This window comes from Bacteroides sp. Marseille-P3684 (assembly GCF_900291465.1).
Classification (GTDB): domain Bacteria; phylum Bacteroidota; class Bacteroidia; order Bacteroidales; family Bacteroidaceae; genus Phocaeicola_A.
Genome location: NZ_LT985808.1, coordinates 2,540,558 through 2,557,358, shown reverse-complemented (window position 1 = coordinate 2,557,358; position 16,801 = coordinate 2,540,558). Strand labels below are relative to the sequence as shown.

The window sequence follows — 16,801 nt, the reverse complement described above, 5'->3', positions numbered from 1 at the left end:
CTCTATTTAGATAATTTGCATAAACAAACACAAGATGGAAACACTACATATAAATAAGGTGGAGGTACGTAACCTCCAAATGGAAGATTATGCCCAGTTGGCACAATCGTTTACGCGTGTCTATGCCGATAAGGATGTGTTTTGGACACGGGAGCAAATCAAGAAACTCATCACAATCTTTCCTGAAGGGCAGGTAGTGACAGTGGTTGATGACAAGATTGTGGGCTGTGCACTGTCAATCATCGTTGATTATGACATGGTGAAAGGAGATCATACGTATGCCAAGGTGACCGGCAATGAGACCTTTAATACACACAATCCGAAAGGGAACATCCTTTATGGTATTGAGGTCTTCATCCATCCGGATTATCGGGGATTGCGCTTGGCGCGCCGTATGTATGAGTACCGGAAGGAGCTTTGTGAGAAGCTGAATCTGAAGGCTATCATGTTTGGCGGACGCATACCTAACTATCATAAGTATGCTGACCACATGCGTCCGAAAGAGTACATAGAGAAAGTACGTTCACGTGAAATTTATGATCCGGTGCTGACCTTCCAGCTTTCCAATGACTTCCATGTACGTCGGGTCATGAAGAACTATCTGCCCAACGATGAAGAGTCAAAACATTGCGCGACCTTGTTGCAATGGGACAACATTTATTACCAGCCGCCTACGCAGGACTATGTAGACAAGAAGACAACTGTCCGTATTGGACTGGTGCAGTGGCAGATGCGTTCCTATAATACATTGGATGATGTCTTTGAACAGGTTGAATTCTTCGTGGATGCCGTCTCGGACTACAAGAGCGATTTCGTCCTTTTCCCGGAATATTTCAACGCTCCTCTCATGGCGAAATACAACCACATGGGGGAGGCGCAGTCCATCCGTGCGCTTGCCAAGTATACCGAGGAAGTGCGGGAACGCTTTATTAATCTGGCAATCAGCTATAATATCAATATCATTACCGGCAGTATGCCTTATATTAAGGAAGACGGCTCGCTTTACAATGTTGGTTTTCTGTGCCGGCGGGATGGTAGTTATGAGATGTATGAAAAGGTTCACGTGACTCCGGACGAGATTAAGAGTTGGGGCTTGAGCGGTGGAAAAATGGTGAAGACCTTTGACACGGATTGTGCCAAGATTGGCGTGCTGATATGTTACGATGTGGAATTTCCTGAGTTGTCGCGTATCATGGCAGACCAAGGCATGCAGATTCTGTTTGTTCCCTTCCTGACCGACACGCAGAACGGCTATTCCCGAGTCCGCATCTGTGCTCAGGCACGTGCCATTGAGAATGAATGCTTCGTTGCAATAGCTGGTAGTGTGGGCAATCTGCCGCGTGTACACAATATGGATATCCAGTATGCCCAGTCCGGCGTGTTTACGCCATGCGACTTTGCGTTCCCGACCGACGGACGCCGTGCTGAGGCTACTCCGAATACGGAGATGATTCTTGTCTCGGATGTTGACCTTGACCTTTTGAGTGAACTTCATACCTACGGAAGTGTCCGCAACCTGCGTGACCGGCGTAGCGACTTGTATGAACTCAAAGTGAAGATGAAAGTGTGATGGTCACTTTATTGGCATTGGTGTGCGGACTGGCTTTAGGCATCTTGATCGGTCTGTTTATTGAACGTGCCAAGTCCCGTCAGTTGCAGACAGCCTTGTCTCTGGCAGAGCGGGAACAGGCACGTCTGCAGGCTGTGGCTGAAGCGATGCGCGTGCAGAGCGAACAGGATGCCCGGCTACTGAAACAGGCAGAGGAAGAACGGCGGCAACAGGCGGAGGTGATGAAGTCGGAGTTCCGTAATCTGGCCAACGAACTGCTCGAAGCAAAGACGGCTTCGCTCAAGCAAGCCAACGTCGAACAGCTGACTGCTGTACTTACGCCGTTGAAAGAGAATATCGAGCAACTTGGCAAGTCCGTGGTGGAAGGACGCATTGCGGGGGTGCAGCAGAAGGAGTCGGTCGAACATGCCATCCGCAACCTGATGGAGAAAGCCGAGCGGATAGGAGAGGATGCCGTAAACCTGACGAAGGCGTTAAAGGCCAATCCAAAGGTGCAGGGAGACTGGGGCGAGATGATTCTGGAGCGGATGCTGGAGGAGTCCGGTCTGAGGCGTGGCGAGGAATATTTCATCCAGGAGAACTGCATCACGGAAGATGGACGCAATGTGCGTCCCGATGTCATAGTCCGTTTTCCTGAGAAGCGCAGTGTGATTATCGACTCTAAGGTGTCATTTACGGCCTACGTGAATTACATCAACGCTGTCAGTCCTGACGAACAGGCTCAGGCATTGTCCGCCCATCTGCTGTCGATGCGTGAACATATCAACGAGCTGGCAGGGAAAGACTATTCGAAGGTCGTGAAGGATTCCATAGGCTATGTGCTTATGTTCGTTCCGAACGAGGGGGCATACATAGCGGCGCTGGAGAAAGATCGGGATTTGCTGAACTATGCCTATAAGAAGCGGATTATCCTGATCAGTCCGTCCAACCTGATGATGGCTCTTCAGCTGGCTTACAACTTGTGGCAGAGCGAAAGGCAGACACGCAATGTGGAGGAAATCATTCGGCGTGGCAATTTGCTTTACGAGAAGTTTGTCAGTTTTGTAACGGCATTTGAGAAGCTTGGCAAGCAACTGGATGATACACGCCGTCAGTACGATCAGGCCTTTGGGACCTTGGCTCGTGGCAATGGAAATATCATCGTGAGCTTCCATAAGCTGAAGGAACTGGGCTTGACACCGAAGAAGGATATTCCTCCGACGGTGATGGAAAAGACGGAAAACGACCTGATAGAGTAAATGAAGATGCCCGTTCTGGCGGAGCTGGGGGAAGAAGATTGTTGGAAACTTCCCGTGGCAGTCCAGAGCGGGCATCTTTTATTGGATGGCTGGTGCTGAGTGTTACTTCAGTTTGCTGAGTCCCTTTTTTACTTCCTTCAAGGCGGTTACCCAGTCCGTGTCAAGACTGAATGGGGTAATGTAGTTGGGGTCATTGATAAACGAGCCAATGGTCTCGACATCTTTATCGTTGAAGAACGGATGTTCCGCACTGGTTGTGATGAACAGTTCGATTCCCTTGCGACGCAACTCGGTATCCTTGGTCTGGCTCATCCAGGCAATGAAGTCCGTGACATAGGCCTGCATGGCTAAAGCCTGGTCGTCGAGAATCTTATATTGTGCAGCATTTTCAGGCTTGGCCTGTGACTTCATGTAGTTGAGCGCAGTGAAATAGAAGTAGTTTATTTTCGTATTGTAGTCATTCACATCGTTTGTGTTAACCACATGTGAGGCCTTCTCCAACAAGGTGTTGAATACTTCCTGCCCCTGCATGTAACTGGCAGAAAGCAACAAGGCTGCCGATAAAATCCATTTTTTCATAGTTGTAATGTTCTTTTGATGAATTGTTAAGGGTAAGGTATCCTTTCACGTCTCGGACAGACAGGTTAGGATGCATTATCCGATGCCAAAGCTACGCCTTTTTGAAAAAAAAGACAAATAAATAGTGGGGAACTATGGAGCATACCTTCAAATCGCGTACTTTTGTGTGTAAATATAACCCTAATATATCAAGGACTATGAAATACAATGAAATCGGTAAGACCGGCATGAAGGTGTCGAGTCTGAGTTTTGGCGCATCTTCTCTGGGTGGCGTGTTCCATGAAATCAACGAAGGCAGAGCCTTGGAAGCTGTATATACGGCGGTAGATAAAGGAATGAACTTCATCGATGTTTCTCCCTATTATGGTCATTATAAAGCTGAGACGGTCCTGGGAAAGGCCTTGCAGCATATTGACCGGAAGAAATATTATCTCTCGACAAAGGTCGGACGTTATGGAAAGGATGGGGTCAACCTGTGGAACTATTCAGCACAACGTGCCAAGGAGAGTGTATATGAGAGCTTGGAGCGTCTGCACATCGACTATATAGACTTGATTAATGTGCATGATGTGGAGTTCTCCAACATGTTCCAAGTAATCAATGAGACCTTGCCGGCTCTTTGTGAGTTGCGCGATGAGGGAGTGGTGAAGCATGTGGGTATCACCGACCTGCAACCGGAGAACCTCCAGTTTGTCATCGACCGGGTGCCGGAAGGTACGGTGGAGAGTGTCCTGTGCTTCTGCCATTATTGCCTGAACGATGACCTCTTGACCGATTACTTCGATTACTTTGAAGGCAAAGGCATCGGCATCATCAATGCATCGCCTTTCTCCATGGGTTTGTTGTCCAAACGTGGCGTACCGGCTTGGCATCCGGCACCCAAGGCACTGGTGGAGGCTTGCCGGCGTGCGACTGAACATTGTGAGGCAAAAGGCTATCCCATCGAGAAACTGGCTGTGCAGTATGCGGTAAGCAATCCCCGAATCGCGACGACACTGTTCAGCTCTGCCAATCCCGACAATGTCTTGAAAAACATCGCTTATGTGGAAGAGCCTATTGACTGGGAACTGGTGAAAGAGGTGCAGGACATCATTGGAGACCAGAAGCGGGTAGGCTGGGCTAACTCATAACTTTTGCGAATCTAAAACTGGAAATCGATGGATTTTAAGATTATAGATGCTCATTCCCACTTGTGGCTCAAGCAGGACACCGTGGTGAATGGGCTTCCCATTCGTACGTTGGAGAATGGACGTTCGGAGTTCATGGGGGAGATACGTCAGATGTTGCCACCGTTCATGATTGATGGACGGAACAGTGCGGAAGTCTTCCTCTCCAACATGGATTATGCCCAAGTGTCGGCAGCTGTGGTGACACAGGAGTTCATTGACGGCATACAGAACGATTACCTTTGGGACGTTGTGACGCGCTATCCGGACCGCTTCTTTGTGTGCGGCATGTGCGAGTTCCGCCGTCCCGGTTTCCTGGAGGAAGCCCGTCGGCTGATTGAACAGGGTTTTAAAGCCATTAAAATACCTGCCCATCGCCTGCTTCTTCCGGAAGGGAGAGTCATGTTGAACTCACCGGAAATGATGGCGATGTTCCACCTGATGGAGGACAACGATGTCCTGTTGTCCATTGATATGGCGGACGGGGAGACACAGGTCGGAGAGATGAAGGAAGTGATTACCGAATGTCCCCGCCTGCGTATCGCAATCGGACATTTCGGAATGGTGACCACCGATGGGTGGACCGAACAAATCAAGCTGGCGCGTCATCCCGGAGTCATGATTGAATCCGGAGGCATCACCTGGTTGTTTAACAGTGAATTCTATCCTTTCCGGGGGGCTGTCCGTGCCATTCGCGAGGCTGCGGACCTGGTGGGGATGGACAAACTGATGTGGGGCTCGGACTATCCGCGTACCATCACGGCTATTACCTATCGGATGTCGTATGACTTTGTCCTGAAATCGGACGAGCTGACGGAAGAAGACAAAGCCTTGTTCCTGGGCCGCAATGCAGAACGCTTCTACGGCTTCAAGCGGCTGGTCAATTTGCCTTACATCAAGAATATGTCTGAGTAAACGTTTACGCAAACACAACGCACATGAAAAAGAATACATATCTAATCCCTTTGTCACTCATCTTCTGCCTCTTCTTCCTGTGGGCCATCAGCAGCAACCTGCTGCCTACCATGATACGGCAGCTGATGAAGACCTGTGAGCTGAACACGTTCGAAGCTTCGTTCACGGAGACGTTCTACTGGTTGGCTTACTTCATTTTCCCCATTCCCATAGCGATGTACATGAAGCGCTACAGCTATAAGTCGGGCATCATCTTCGGACTGGTGCTGGCTGCCTGCGGTGGTTTGCTGTTCATACCGGCTGCCATGATCAAGGAATATTGGGCCTATCTGGGCATCTTCTTCATTATCGCCACGGGTATGTGCTTCCTTGAGACGGCTGCCAACCCCTATGTGACCGCTCTCGGTGACCCGGCGACAGCGCCGCGTCGGCTGAACCTGGCACAGTCGTTCAACGGACTGGGTGCCTTCATTGCAGCCATGTTCCTGAGTAAACTCGTGCTGAGCGGTGACACCTATACCCGGGAGACACTTCCGCTGGACTATCCCGGCGGATGGGAAGGATATATTCAGATGGAGACCGACTCTATGAAACTGCCTTACCTCATCCTGGCAGCCCTGCTCATCGTGATTGCCGTGGTCTTTGTCTTCTCCCGTCTGCCTAAAATCAAGGAGGGAGACCATGTGGAGGGCGAGGTGACCGACAGGAAAGAGAAGCTGATAAACTTCAAGGTGCTCCGCCGTTCGCACCTGCGTTGGGGAGTCATAGCCCAATTCTTCTACAATGGCGGACAGACGGCTATCAACAGCCTGTTCCTGGTCTATTGCTGCACGTACGCAGGGTTGTCGGAAGACGTGGCTACGACCTTCTTCGGATTCTACATGCTGGCGTTCCTGGTCGGCCGATGGGTCGGCACGCTGCTGATGGTGCGTTTCCGTCCGCAGGACATGCTGCTGGTGTATGCACTTGCCAATGTGGTTTTGTGCCTGGTGGTAGTCTGCAACGGAGGAACTGTTGGGCTTTATGCCATGCTGGCAATCTCCTTCTTCATGTCCATCATGTATCCGACGCAGTTCTCGCTGGCGTTGAAAGACCTGGGAGCAGACACGAAGAGCGGGTCGGCTTTCCTTGTGATGGCCATTGTGGGAAATGCCTGTCTGCCTCAGCTGACGGCCTATTTCATGCACGTCAATCCTGCCGTTTACTATACGGCGTATCTCGTGCCTCTCGTTTGTTTTGCCTTCTGTGCCTATTACGGATGGAAGGGTTATAAAGTAATTGACTGAACACATATTCATACGAACAAAATGAAAGCAGTAAAGATTACAGCCACTGAAGAAATGCAGGTGGTTGACATTGAAAAGCCGGTGCTCAAGTCCGGTGAAGTATTGGTAAAACTCAGTTATGTAGGTTTCTGTGGTTCGGACCTCAACACCTTCCTCGGACGTAATCCGATGGTGAAGATGCCGGTCATCCCCGGTCATGAGATTGGAGCCGTGATTGCCGAAGTCGGTGCTGATGTACCCGACACCTTGAAGCCGGGCATGGTGGTTACCATCAATCCTTATACCAATTGTGAGAAATGTCCTTCGTGCCGCAATCATCGTGCCAATGCCTGTCAGCACAACGAGACGTTGGGCGTGCAACGTGACGGAGCCATGCGCGAGTACCTGGCTGTCCCCTGGACAAAGATTATTCCAGCGGAAGGCATCTCACCGCGCGACTGCGCATTGATTGAGCCGATGAGCGTTGGTTTCCATGCCGTGTCACGTGGTCAGGTGACCGACATCGACACGGTCATGGTGATCGGTTGTGGCATGATTGGTGTGGGAGCCATTGTCCGTGCTTCGCTGCGCGGCGCTACCGTGATTGCGGTAGACCTGGATGATGAGAAGCTTGCGTTGGCAAAGGAGCTGGGCGCAGCCTATACCATCAATTCCAAGACGGAGGATGTACACGCCCGTCTGCAAGCCATCACCGACGGAGCCGGTCCCGATGTAGTCATCGAGGCAGTCGGCAGCCCCGTGACATACGTGACGGCAGTGAACGAGGTGGCATTTACCGGACGGGTTGTATGCATCGGTTATGCCAAGTCGGAAGTGTCGTTCCAGACAAAGTACTTTGTACAGAAGGAACTGGATATCCGCGGCTCGCGCAACGCTTTGCCTGAAGATTTCCGTGCCGTGATCCGTTACATGCGCCAAGGCGTATGCCCGGTAGACAAGCTTGTCAGCTGTGTGGCAGAACCGGAAGGAGCATTGAAGGCCATGCAGGATTGGGCGGCAGCCCCGGCAAAGGTGTTCCGTGTGCTCGTGAAGTTTTAAACGGACGGAACAGGATTGATACAAAGGCCTTGCTGTCCCTCGCGGACAAGCATAGGATAAGCCCGGTCAAGTGCCGGGCTTTATTTTGTATAAGTGCCGCTTTAATGGACCAAAGTATTATACTTAGACCCCCTAAGTATTATACTTTGGCAGCCTAAGTATAATACTTAGGTCTGTATAAGCCGGGCTTGTATCGAGCTGTTCCCCTATATGGAGAAGGTATAAGCCTGCCTTTGGACGGCAGTCCTCGCAATAAAGACACGGAAGTACAGTAGTTCCCCCTTGTTCCTGTTCGGATGGAGGATGGCTGTACTTCCGTGTCTTTTTATTTGTCCAGGTATAAATCTTGGGTGAGGTCCCGGTAGGCTTCTGTGTAAATCCCCGGTTGGGTAGCGATGACCAGTTCGTCCGTTATGACTTCCGCCGGAACAGACTTGCCGAAAGCCAGCAGCACCCGCTTGGGTTGCGCCCGACTCAAGGTGCGTACGTTGGTGCGGCGATGCAGATAGAGCCCTTTCCCCGCTGCATTCACAATAAAGTCCGTAGCGGAATCGGACGGGATGATGACAGAAAATTCCCCTCCGTCAGCCAGTAGCAGGCACACACCTTGCAGCAGTTCTGCGTAGGAGAGGCTGTCCGTGTGTCGTGCCTGGGTGCGTGCTTCCGAGGGGCTGTGCAGCGAACTGTTGAAGAAGGGAGGGTTGGATACGATGATGTCGAACGGGTGGGATACCCGGGTGGCATACTGCCGTATGTCGGCTTCCACGACCTCGATGCGTGCAGCCCAAGGACTGTTCCGGACATTCTCCGCCGCCTGCAAGGCAGCTTCCCGGTCCAGCTCAACCGCTGTGATACGGGCGTCGGGAACCCGTTGTGCCAGGATGAGAGCAATCAGCCCCGTCCCCGTACCGATGTCGAGTATGGAGCAGCCCTGTCCCGTCCGTGTCCAGGCACCCAGTAACACACCATCGGTCCCGACTTTCATGGCACACCGGTCATGAAACACTGTGAATTGTTTGAATTGGAAATAGGAGTTGGACATAATGTCTGCAAAGATAAAATACATTTCAATATATTTGTTCATCATTCTTAATTCTTCATCAAAGAGTTGCCCTTCTTTGAAAGTATACGTAAATTTGCAACCACTTTGCGCTTATGTGAAAGGCGCATATTAAAACACTTGACAAGACGAACAATGATTAAAAGAAGATTTAGCGAATTGGACGACACTCACGAACAGGAAAGTTCGTTTTCTCTGATTGCCGATTTTGATGGTAATGAAGAACAATTGTTTGAGGAAGAGATTGATAAGTGCCTGCCTATTTTGCCGCTACGCAATATGGTGTTGTTCCCGGGAGTAGTGCTTCCCGTTGCCATAGGACGTAAGTCCTCTCTCCGTCTTATAGACCATGCATACAAGAAAGGAAAGACCATCGGTGCGGTGTGTCAGCTGCGTCCCGAGGTGGAGCGTCCGGGACTGGAAGACTTGTATCCCATAGGCGTTGTAGCAAAGATTGTGCGTGTGTTCGAAATGCCAGACCAGACAACCACCGTCATTCTGCAAGGTATGCAGCGTTTCCAACTGCTGGAAGTGCATGATGCTCCCAAAGAGAATTTCCTGCTCGGCACAGTCAGCCAGCTGCAAGAGAGCTTCCCTGAAAAAGGAGACATGGAGTTCAAGGTGCTGGTGGATACTTGCAAGGACCTTACCGTGCAGTTCATCAAGAATGCCGATAACATACAGGCTGAAGCAGCTTTTGCAATCAAGAACATCAACAGCCAGATGTTCCTTATCAACTTCATCTGTGCCAATCTGCCACTGAGTGTGGAGGAGAAGGAACAACTGCTCAAGGAAGATTCTTTGCAGGACCGTGCTTACCGTCTCTTGGGTTATCTGAAGCGTGAGGTGAAGCTTGCCGAGCTGAAGGCCAACATTCAGATGCGTACCAAGGAAGACCTGGACCAGCAACAGCGAGAATACTTCCTCCAGCAGCAGATGAAGAACATTCAGGATGAGCTGGGGGGTAATCCGCAGGACCAGGACCTGGCCGAATTGCAGCAACGAGCCTCCAAAAAGAAATGGAATGAGGAAGTCCGCCGTGCGTTTGAACGGGAATTGTCCAAGTTGGAACGCACCAATCCGCAGTCTCCGGATTACAATGTGCAACTCAATTACCTGGAGACTCTGCTCAGTCTCCCCTGGAATGAATATACGACCGACAATCTGAACCTGTCGCACGCAGAGAAGGTGCTGAACAAGGACCACTACGGACTGGAGAAGGTGAAGGAGCGTATCCTGGAGCATCTCGCTGTCCTGAAACTGCGCGGTGACTTGAAGTCGCCCATCATTTGCCTGTATGGTCCTCCGGGAGTCGGAAAGACTTCGCTCGGACGTTCCATTGCCGCAGCCCTTGGACGTAAGTATGTGCGTGTGTCCTTGGGAGGACTCCATGATGAGTCTGAGATTCGCGGTCACCGGCGTACGTATATTGGTGCGATGCCGGGTCGTATTATCAAGAACCTGATGAAGGCAGGCTCATCCAACCCCGTGTTTATCCTGGACGAGATAGACAAAGTGAGTCAGGCTACCGTCAATGGAGACCCGTCGTCGGCTCTATTGGAGGTCTTGGACCCGGAACAGAACAATGCTTTCCATGACAACTTCCTGGATATAGATTACGATTTGTCGAAAGTGATGTTCATCGCTACGGCAAATAACCTGAACACCATTCCGGCTCCCTTGCTTGACCGTATGGAGCTGATTGAAGTGAGTGGGTATATCACGGAAGAGAAGATAGAGATTGCACGCCGTCACCTGATTCCCAAAGAGATGGAGAACGTGGGCATGGACAAGCAACATGCAGTGAAGTTGCCCAAGGCTACCATTGAAGCAATCATTGAATCATATACCCGCGAGTCCGGAGTGCGTGAACTGGAAAAGAAAATCAGCAAGGTCTTCCGTAAACTGGTGCGCAGCTATGCGACTCATGGTTCCTATCCGATGGCAGAGGTGAAGCCCGCCAACCTGAAAGAGCTTTTGGGAGCTCCGGAATATACCCGTGACAAGTATCAGGGGAATGACTATGCCGGTGTTGTTACTGGCTTGGCATGGACTGCAGTAGGTGGAGAAATCCTGTTCGTGGAAACCAGCGTCAGCCGTGGTAAAGGCGGACGTCTTACGCTGACCGGTAACCTGGGTGATGTCATGAAAGAGTCAGCCATGTTGGCTTTGGAGTACATCAAGGCGCATGCACCGCTGCTCGGCATAGACCCTGAAGTCTTTGAAAATTGGAATATTCATGTCCACGTGCCTGAGGGAGCAATCCCGAAGGACGGTCCGTCGGCCGGCATCACGATGGCGACCTCCCTGGCATCCGCGTTGACCCAACGTAAGGTAAAGAGCAATCTTGCCATGACCGGTGAGATCACCCTGCGGGGACGTGTCTTGCCTGTTGGTGGAATCAAGGAGAAGATTCTGGCTGCCAAGCGTGCGGGAATCAAGGAGATTATCCTCTGTTCCGACAACCGGAAGGATATTGAAGAGATTCCCGCCATATACCTGAAGGGACTTACATTCCATTATGTAACGGATGTGAAAGAGGTGTTCCGTTTGGCACTGACCGATGAGAAGGTGGCTGATGCCATTGATTTTACCATTACTCCAGCAAAGAAAGACGAATGAAATTTGAACTGCAACATACCGACCCTCGGAGTCAGGCACGAGCCGGACTAATCACGACTGCCCACGGACAGATTGAGACCCCCATATTCATGCCTGTTGGTACACTGGGCAGTGTCAAGGGAGTTCATCTGTATGAACTGAAGGACGACATTGAGGCGCAAATCATCCTGGGCAATACCTATCACCTCTATCTGCGTCCTGGACTGGAGGTGCTCGAACGTGCCGGAGGCCTCCACAAGTTTAATGGCTTTGACCGTCCGATGCTGACAGACAGCGGTGGCTTCCAGGTCTTTTCCCTCTCCGGAATACGTAAATTGCGTGAAGAAGGAGCAGAGTTCCGTTCACACATTGACGGCTCGAAACATTTCTTCACGCCGGAAAAGGTGATGGACATCGAGCGTGTTATCGGCGCCGATATCATGATGGCATTCGATGAATGTCCTCCGGGAAATTCCGATTATGCCTATGCCAAGAAGTCTTTAGGCCTGACGCACCGGTGGCTTGACCGTTGCATAACCCGTTTCAATGAGACGGAGCCGAAGTACGGTTACCAACAGTCACTTTTCCCCATTGTGCAAGGTTGTGTTTATCCGGATTTACGGCGTCAGTCTGCCGAGTTTGTTGCTTCCAAGGAATGCGACGGCAATGCTATCGGAGGATTGGCAGTGGGAGAGCCGACGGAGAAAATGTATGAGATGATAGAGGTTGTCAATGAGATTCTGCCCACTGACAAGCCTCGTTATCTGATGGGAGTAGGGACACCTGTCAACATTCTTGAAGGCATCGAACGCGGTGTGGACATGTTCGATTGTGTGATGCCAACCCGTAATGGACGTAATGCCATGCTGTTTACCAAAGACGGTATCATGAACATGCGCAACAAGAAATGGGAAATGGACTTTTCACCGATTGAGGCTGATGGTGCTTCCCGTGTGGACACGCTCTATACGAAAGCCTATTTGCGTCACCTGTTCCACGCACAAGAGCTATTGGCCATGCAGATTGCTTCGATACACAACCTGGCTTTCTACTTGTGGCTGGTAGGCGAAGCCCGTCGGCACATCATTGCGGGAGATTTCTCCACATGGAAGGCTACCATGGTGAAACGGCTGTCTACCAGACTCTAATTAATCCTTCTTTACACTGAGACTATGCGACTGCAACTAAAAAACATTTTCAAAGGGAGGCTGCTTAAGCGACTTGATATCTATATCATCAAGAAGTTTTTGGGCACTTATTTCTTTGCCATTGCCCTCATCATATCAATTGCTGTGGTATTTGATATGAATGAGAATCTTGACAAGTTTACAGATAAGGGAGCTTCTTGGTATGCCATCATTACCCAGTATTATCTGAACTTTATCCCTTACTTTTCCAACTTGTTCAGTCCGTTGTTCGTTTTCATCTCTGTCATTTTCTTTACCTCCAAGTTGGCCGAGAACTCAGAAATCATAGCCATGTTCTCTACGGGAATGAGTTTCAAGCGACTCATGCGCCCATACATGATTTCAGCCGGACTCATTGCCGTGCTGACCTACTTTCTGGGAGCTTTCATTATCCCCCAGGGAAGTGAGATTCGTCTGAACTTTGAGGACCAATATAAAAAGAAGAAGAAAGTCGACTATGTGCATAACGTACAGATGGAAGTGGCAGATGGTGTCATCGCGTATATTGAACGTTATGAGGACTATAACAAGACCGGATACCGTTTCTCCCTGGACAAGTTTGTAGACAAGAAGCTGGTGTCTCACCTCACAGCCCGACGGGTTGTCTATGATACCCTCAGTACAAACAAGGAACAGTGGCAGTTGCGTGACTACATGATACGTGAATTGGATGGTACTCGCGAAATTATCACACGCGGAGAGAAGCTGGATACGGTACTGCATATTCAGCCACGGGATTTTCTCATCTCCAAAGGCCAGCAGGAAACCATGACAAGTCCTGAACTGCGTTCGTACGTACAACGACAGAAGGAGCGGGGCTTTGCCAACATCAAGGAGTTCGAGATTGAATATCACAAGCGCATTGCCATGTCATTCGCATCATTTATCCTGACAACAATCGGTCTGTCACTCTCCTCACGCAAGACCAAGGGAGGTATGGGACTGCATTTGGGTGTCGGGCTGGCCCTCAGTTTCTCCTACATCCTCTTTCAGACCATTTCGGCAACTTTTGCTGTCAATGCCAATCTTCCGCCCGTTATCGCCGTCTGGATTCCGAATGTTCTCTACGCCGGGATAGCGGTTTATCTCTATCGGAAGGCTCCGAAATAGGCATGTTCAATGATTTGGAGAAGCACACTAAATGAAGTATATTTGCAGCCAAATTAGTAATAAATGTATATGATCAGGAATGCAGAGACACAAAGCGACAGAATGGATACAGCCGATTCTGTAGCTCTGTGTCTTTGTGTTTCATAAATCTTTCGAAATACCCATTCATGAAGAATATAAGAAACTTTTGCATTATTGCGCACATTGACCATGGTAAATCCACGTTGGCCGATCGTTTGTTGGAATACACCAATACGATACAGGTGACCGAAGGGCAGATGCTCGACGACATGGATTTGGAGCGCGAACGTGGCATTACCATCAAGAGCCATGCCATTCAGATGGAGTATATTTATAAAGGTGAGAAATACGTGCTCAACCTTATTGATACTCCGGGACACGTGGACTTTTCATACGAGGTTTCCCGTTCCATTGCTGCTTGCGAGGGGGCTCTTCTCATTGTTGATGCCACGCAGGGTGTGCAGGCGCAAACCATATCCAATCTGTATATGGCCATAGAGCATGACCTGGAGATTATTCCCGTCATTAATAAGTGCGACATGGCAAGCGCGATGCCTGATGAGGTCGAGGATGAAATCGTCGAGTTGTTAGGCTGTCGACGGGATGAGATTATCCGTGCTTCAGGTAAGACCGGAATGGGGGTTGAAGAGATTCTGCAGGCAGTTATAGAACGTATTCCACATCCGGAAGGTGATGAAGAGGCGCCGTTGCAAGCTTTGATTTTTGACTCCGTTTTCAATTCGTTCCGTGGAATCATAGCCTATTTCAAGATAGAGAACGGCATTATCCGGCAAGGGGATAAGGTGAAATTCTTCAATACGGGGAAAGAGTATGATGCGGATGAAATCGGCGTTCTGAAGATGGACATGATACCTCGTAAGGAACTGCGTACCGGTGATGTCGGTTATATCATATCCGGTATTAAGACCTCCAGGGAGGTAAAAGTCGGTGATACGATAACTCATATAGCGCGTCCCTGTTCGGAGGCTATTGCCGGGTTTGAAGAAGTGAAGCCGATGGTGTTTGCAGGTGTATATCCCATAGAAGCGGAAGACTTCGAAGACCTCCGTTCCTCTTTGGAGAAGCTTCAGTTGAATGATGCTTCGCTCACTTTCCAGCCCGAGTCATCACTGGCTTTGGGATTCGGCTTCCGCTGCGGCTTTTTGGGATTGCTTCACATGGAGATTGTGCAGGAACGTCTGGACCGTGAGTTTGATATGAATGTGATTACAACGGTTCCCAACGTATCCTACCGTATATTTGATAAGCAGGGAGGCATGAAGGAGGTGCATAATCCCGGCGGTATGCCCGATCCTACGCTGATTGACCATATCGAGGAGCCTTATATCGCAGCCTCGATTATTACCACCACTGACTATATTGGTCCCATTATGACTCTTTGTCTGGGTAAACGAGGGGAGTTGGTGAAGCAAGAGTACATTTCGGGCAACCGGGTGGAGCTGCATTACAAGATGCCTTTAGGCGAGATTGTGATTGACTTCTATGACAAGCTGAAGAGCATTTCCAAGGGCTATGCTTCCTTTGATTATCATCCCTGTGGTTTCCGTCCTTCAAAATTGATCAAACTTGATATTTTGCTCAATGGAGAACCCGTGGATGCGTTGTCCACACTGACTCATGTAGACAATGCGTATGAACTGGGACGTCGGATGTGTGAGAAGCTGAAAGAGCTTATTCCGCGACAGCAGTTTGAAATTGCCATTCAGGCGGCTATTGGTGCCAAGATTATAGCTCGTGAAACAATCAAGGCCGTGCGTAAGGATGTGACGGCAAAATGCTATGGCGGTGATGTTAGCCGCAAGCGTAAACTGTTGGAAAAACAAAAGCGCGGAAAGAAGCGTATGAAGCAGATTGGTAATGTAGAAGTTCCCCAAAAGGCCTTCCTCGCAGTCTTGAAACTTGATTGAGAGAAGACGGGAACAAATCTATGATAAACAATAAACGCGGTTGATACAGAATAAAGCTGATGGCTGTCTGTTTCAACCGCGTTATTAGTATATTTTCATTCCTTTCAAGGGAATCTAAAGTTGTCCGGAGCGGACTCTACTCAGTGTTTCCGGAGTCATTTGCAGCAAGGATGCGATATATACCAGGGGAGCCCGTTTGACAATCTCGGGATAATTCTCCAGCAATCTTTTGTAACGGACATTGGACGGTTCAAAGCGTAGTAAGTCAGCTTTGCGCTGTGATTCCACCAATGAGAACTCCAGGATAGAGCGGTAGAGCAGTTCAAGGTCGTACGATTCCGCGGTAATACGTTGTAGATCGTCATACGCAATTCCCCATACGGCGGAATTCTCCAAGGCTTCTACAACCAGATTGGATGGTACGCGTCGTAAGAAGCTTTCCAAACACATGACCACTTCATTGTCGCAAGCGAGATGCTCAGTCAGTTCTTTGTTGTATTTGAAGTAGTATTGTCTTAGCAAGCCTTTTTCCACATAAAATAAATAGTTCTGCACTTGGCCTTCTTCCAACAGCTTAGTGCCCTTTCTAGTCTTAAAAGGGACGATGACTTCAGCCAGTCTTTCCAAACAGGGCACAGGAAGTGTATGGTATTTTTTAGCCAACAGTCTTGCTATTTCACGTTTTTTCTCCATAATGATTTTCGAGTATGATACTGCTTGAGTCAATCAGTTACCGAGATCTGTTAGTTCCTGCCGATAGCACAATGTCAAAATTTGCCTTTTGAGCAATTCTTTTCTCCTGTGTTAATCATACATTTCTACTTGTTGGTAGATAGACAGGATGGTCAAGCAGCATTAGATGTGTATTATATGTCGTTTTTAGTCTAGCAAATGTAGATATAATTTTTGAGTTTCTCGTGAGGTTTTGAACGAAACTTTTATGTTTGCTTGTAGCAGAATGCGTGTGGTAGACTTTATCTCCAGAGTATTGCAAAGCCATGATTGGTTCTTTTTCCAGTATGTTTGTTCTGATTATTTTGTTTGTAACTCTGAAAAATATTTTACTAATACATAACTCTATATGCAGATAAACTAGGCATAA

General features: G+C 49.2%; 13 protein-coding genes. 10 read left to right on the top strand and 3 right to left on the bottom strand.

Annotation, left to right across the window (positions count from 1 at the left end; all coding sequences use genetic code 11):
• Positions 1 to 34: 34 nt before the first annotated feature.
• Complete coding sequence (locus tag C8275_RS10040) at positions 35 to 1,570, top strand: carbon-nitrogen hydrolase family protein (protein WP_106485014.1); 1,536 nt, start codon at positions 35 to 37, stop codon at positions 1,568 to 1,570.
• A complete protein-coding gene (gene rmuC / locus C8275_RS10035) occupies positions 1,570 to 2,808 on the top strand; it encodes a DNA recombination protein RmuC (RefSeq protein WP_106485013.1) in 1,239 nt (412 codons plus the stop codon). The genes C8275_RS10040 and rmuC overlap by 1 nt, the downstream gene beginning before the upstream one ends.
• A 102-nt stretch (positions 2,809 to 2,910) precedes the next feature.
• On the opposite strand, the gene C8275_RS10030 is transcribed toward rmuC, so the two are convergent.
• Positions 2,911 to 3,387, bottom strand: coding sequence for a hypothetical protein (locus C8275_RS10030; RefSeq protein WP_022383981.1), 477 nt, complete (start codon positions 3,385 to 3,387; stop codon positions 2,911 to 2,913).
• 197 nt (positions 3,388 to 3,584) lie between these two features.
• On the opposite strand from C8275_RS10030, the gene C8275_RS10025 reads away from it, so the two are divergent.
• Genes C8275_RS10025 through C8275_RS10010 form a run of 4 tightly spaced genes read left to right on the top strand, consistent with a single transcriptional unit; the run spans position 3,585 to position 7,792 of the window.
• Complete coding sequence (locus C8275_RS10025; RefSeq protein ID WP_106485011.1) at positions 3,585 to 4,517, top strand: aldo/keto reductase; 933 nt, start codon at positions 3,585 to 3,587, stop codon at positions 4,515 to 4,517.
• A gap of 27 nt (positions 4,518 to 4,544) precedes the next feature.
• Positions 4,545 to 5,468, top strand: coding sequence for an amidohydrolase (locus C8275_RS10020; protein ID WP_106485010.1), 924 nt, complete (start codon positions 4,545 to 4,547; stop codon positions 5,466 to 5,468).
• A gap of 23 nt (positions 5,469 to 5,491) precedes the next feature.
• On the top strand, positions 5,492 to 6,754 hold the full coding sequence (fucP, locus tag C8275_RS10015) for an L-fucose:H+ symporter permease (RefSeq protein WP_022383978.1): 1,263 nt from the start codon (positions 5,492 to 5,494) through the stop codon (positions 6,752 to 6,754).
• 21 nt (positions 6,755 to 6,775) lie between these two features.
• The gene (locus tag C8275_RS10010; protein ID WP_022383977.1) at positions 6,776 to 7,792 is read left to right on the top strand and encodes a zinc-binding alcohol dehydrogenase family protein; all 1,017 of its coding nucleotides are present in this window, start codon (positions 6,776 to 6,778) and stop codon (positions 7,790 to 7,792) included.
• A 325-nt stretch (positions 7,793 to 8,117) separates the two neighbouring features.
• Here C8275_RS10010 and C8275_RS10005 read toward each other — a convergent pair whose 3' ends face one another.
• Entirely contained in the window at positions 8,118 to 8,834 is a 717-nt protein-coding gene (locus tag C8275_RS10005; RefSeq protein WP_106625800.1) for a tRNA1(Val) (adenine(37)-N6)-methyltransferase, read from the bottom strand.
• Positions 8,835 to 8,987: 153 nt separating this feature from the next.
• Here C8275_RS10005 and lon point away from each other — a divergent pair, with 153 nt between their 5' ends.
• From lon to lepA, 4 genes are all read left to right on the top strand, one after another.
• Positions 8,988 to 11,474, top strand: a complete 2,487-nt coding sequence (gene lon, locus C8275_RS10000; protein WP_106485009.1) for an endopeptidase La — start codon at positions 8,988 to 8,990, stop codon at positions 11,472 to 11,474.
• Complete coding sequence (tgt, locus tag C8275_RS09995; protein ID WP_106485008.1) at positions 11,471 to 12,601, top strand: tRNA guanosine(34) transglycosylase Tgt; 1,131 nt, start codon at positions 11,471 to 11,473, stop codon at positions 12,599 to 12,601. Before lon ends, tgt begins: the two co-directional genes overlap by 4 nt.
• 24 nt (positions 12,602 to 12,625) lie before the next feature.
• Positions 12,626 to 13,750: an LptF/LptG family permease gene (locus C8275_RS09990; RefSeq protein ID WP_022383973.1), complete on the top strand. Its 1,125-nt coding sequence runs from the start codon at positions 12,626 to 12,628 to the stop codon at positions 13,748 to 13,750.
• A gap of 167 nt (positions 13,751 to 13,917) precedes the next feature.
• The gene (gene lepA, locus C8275_RS09985) at positions 13,918 to 15,699 is read left to right on the top strand and encodes a translation elongation factor 4 (RefSeq protein WP_022383972.1); all 1,782 of its coding nucleotides are present in this window, start codon (positions 13,918 to 13,920) and stop codon (positions 15,697 to 15,699) included.
• A 114-nt stretch (positions 15,700 to 15,813) separates the two neighbouring features.
• Here lepA and C8275_RS09980 read toward each other — a convergent pair whose 3' ends face one another.
• Positions 15,814 to 16,392 (bottom strand): Crp/Fnr family transcriptional regulator, encoded by a 579-nt coding sequence (locus C8275_RS09980; protein ID WP_022383971.1) that lies wholly within the window; start codon positions 16,390 to 16,392, stop codon positions 15,814 to 15,816.
• Positions 16,393 to 16,801 lie beyond the last annotated feature (409 nt).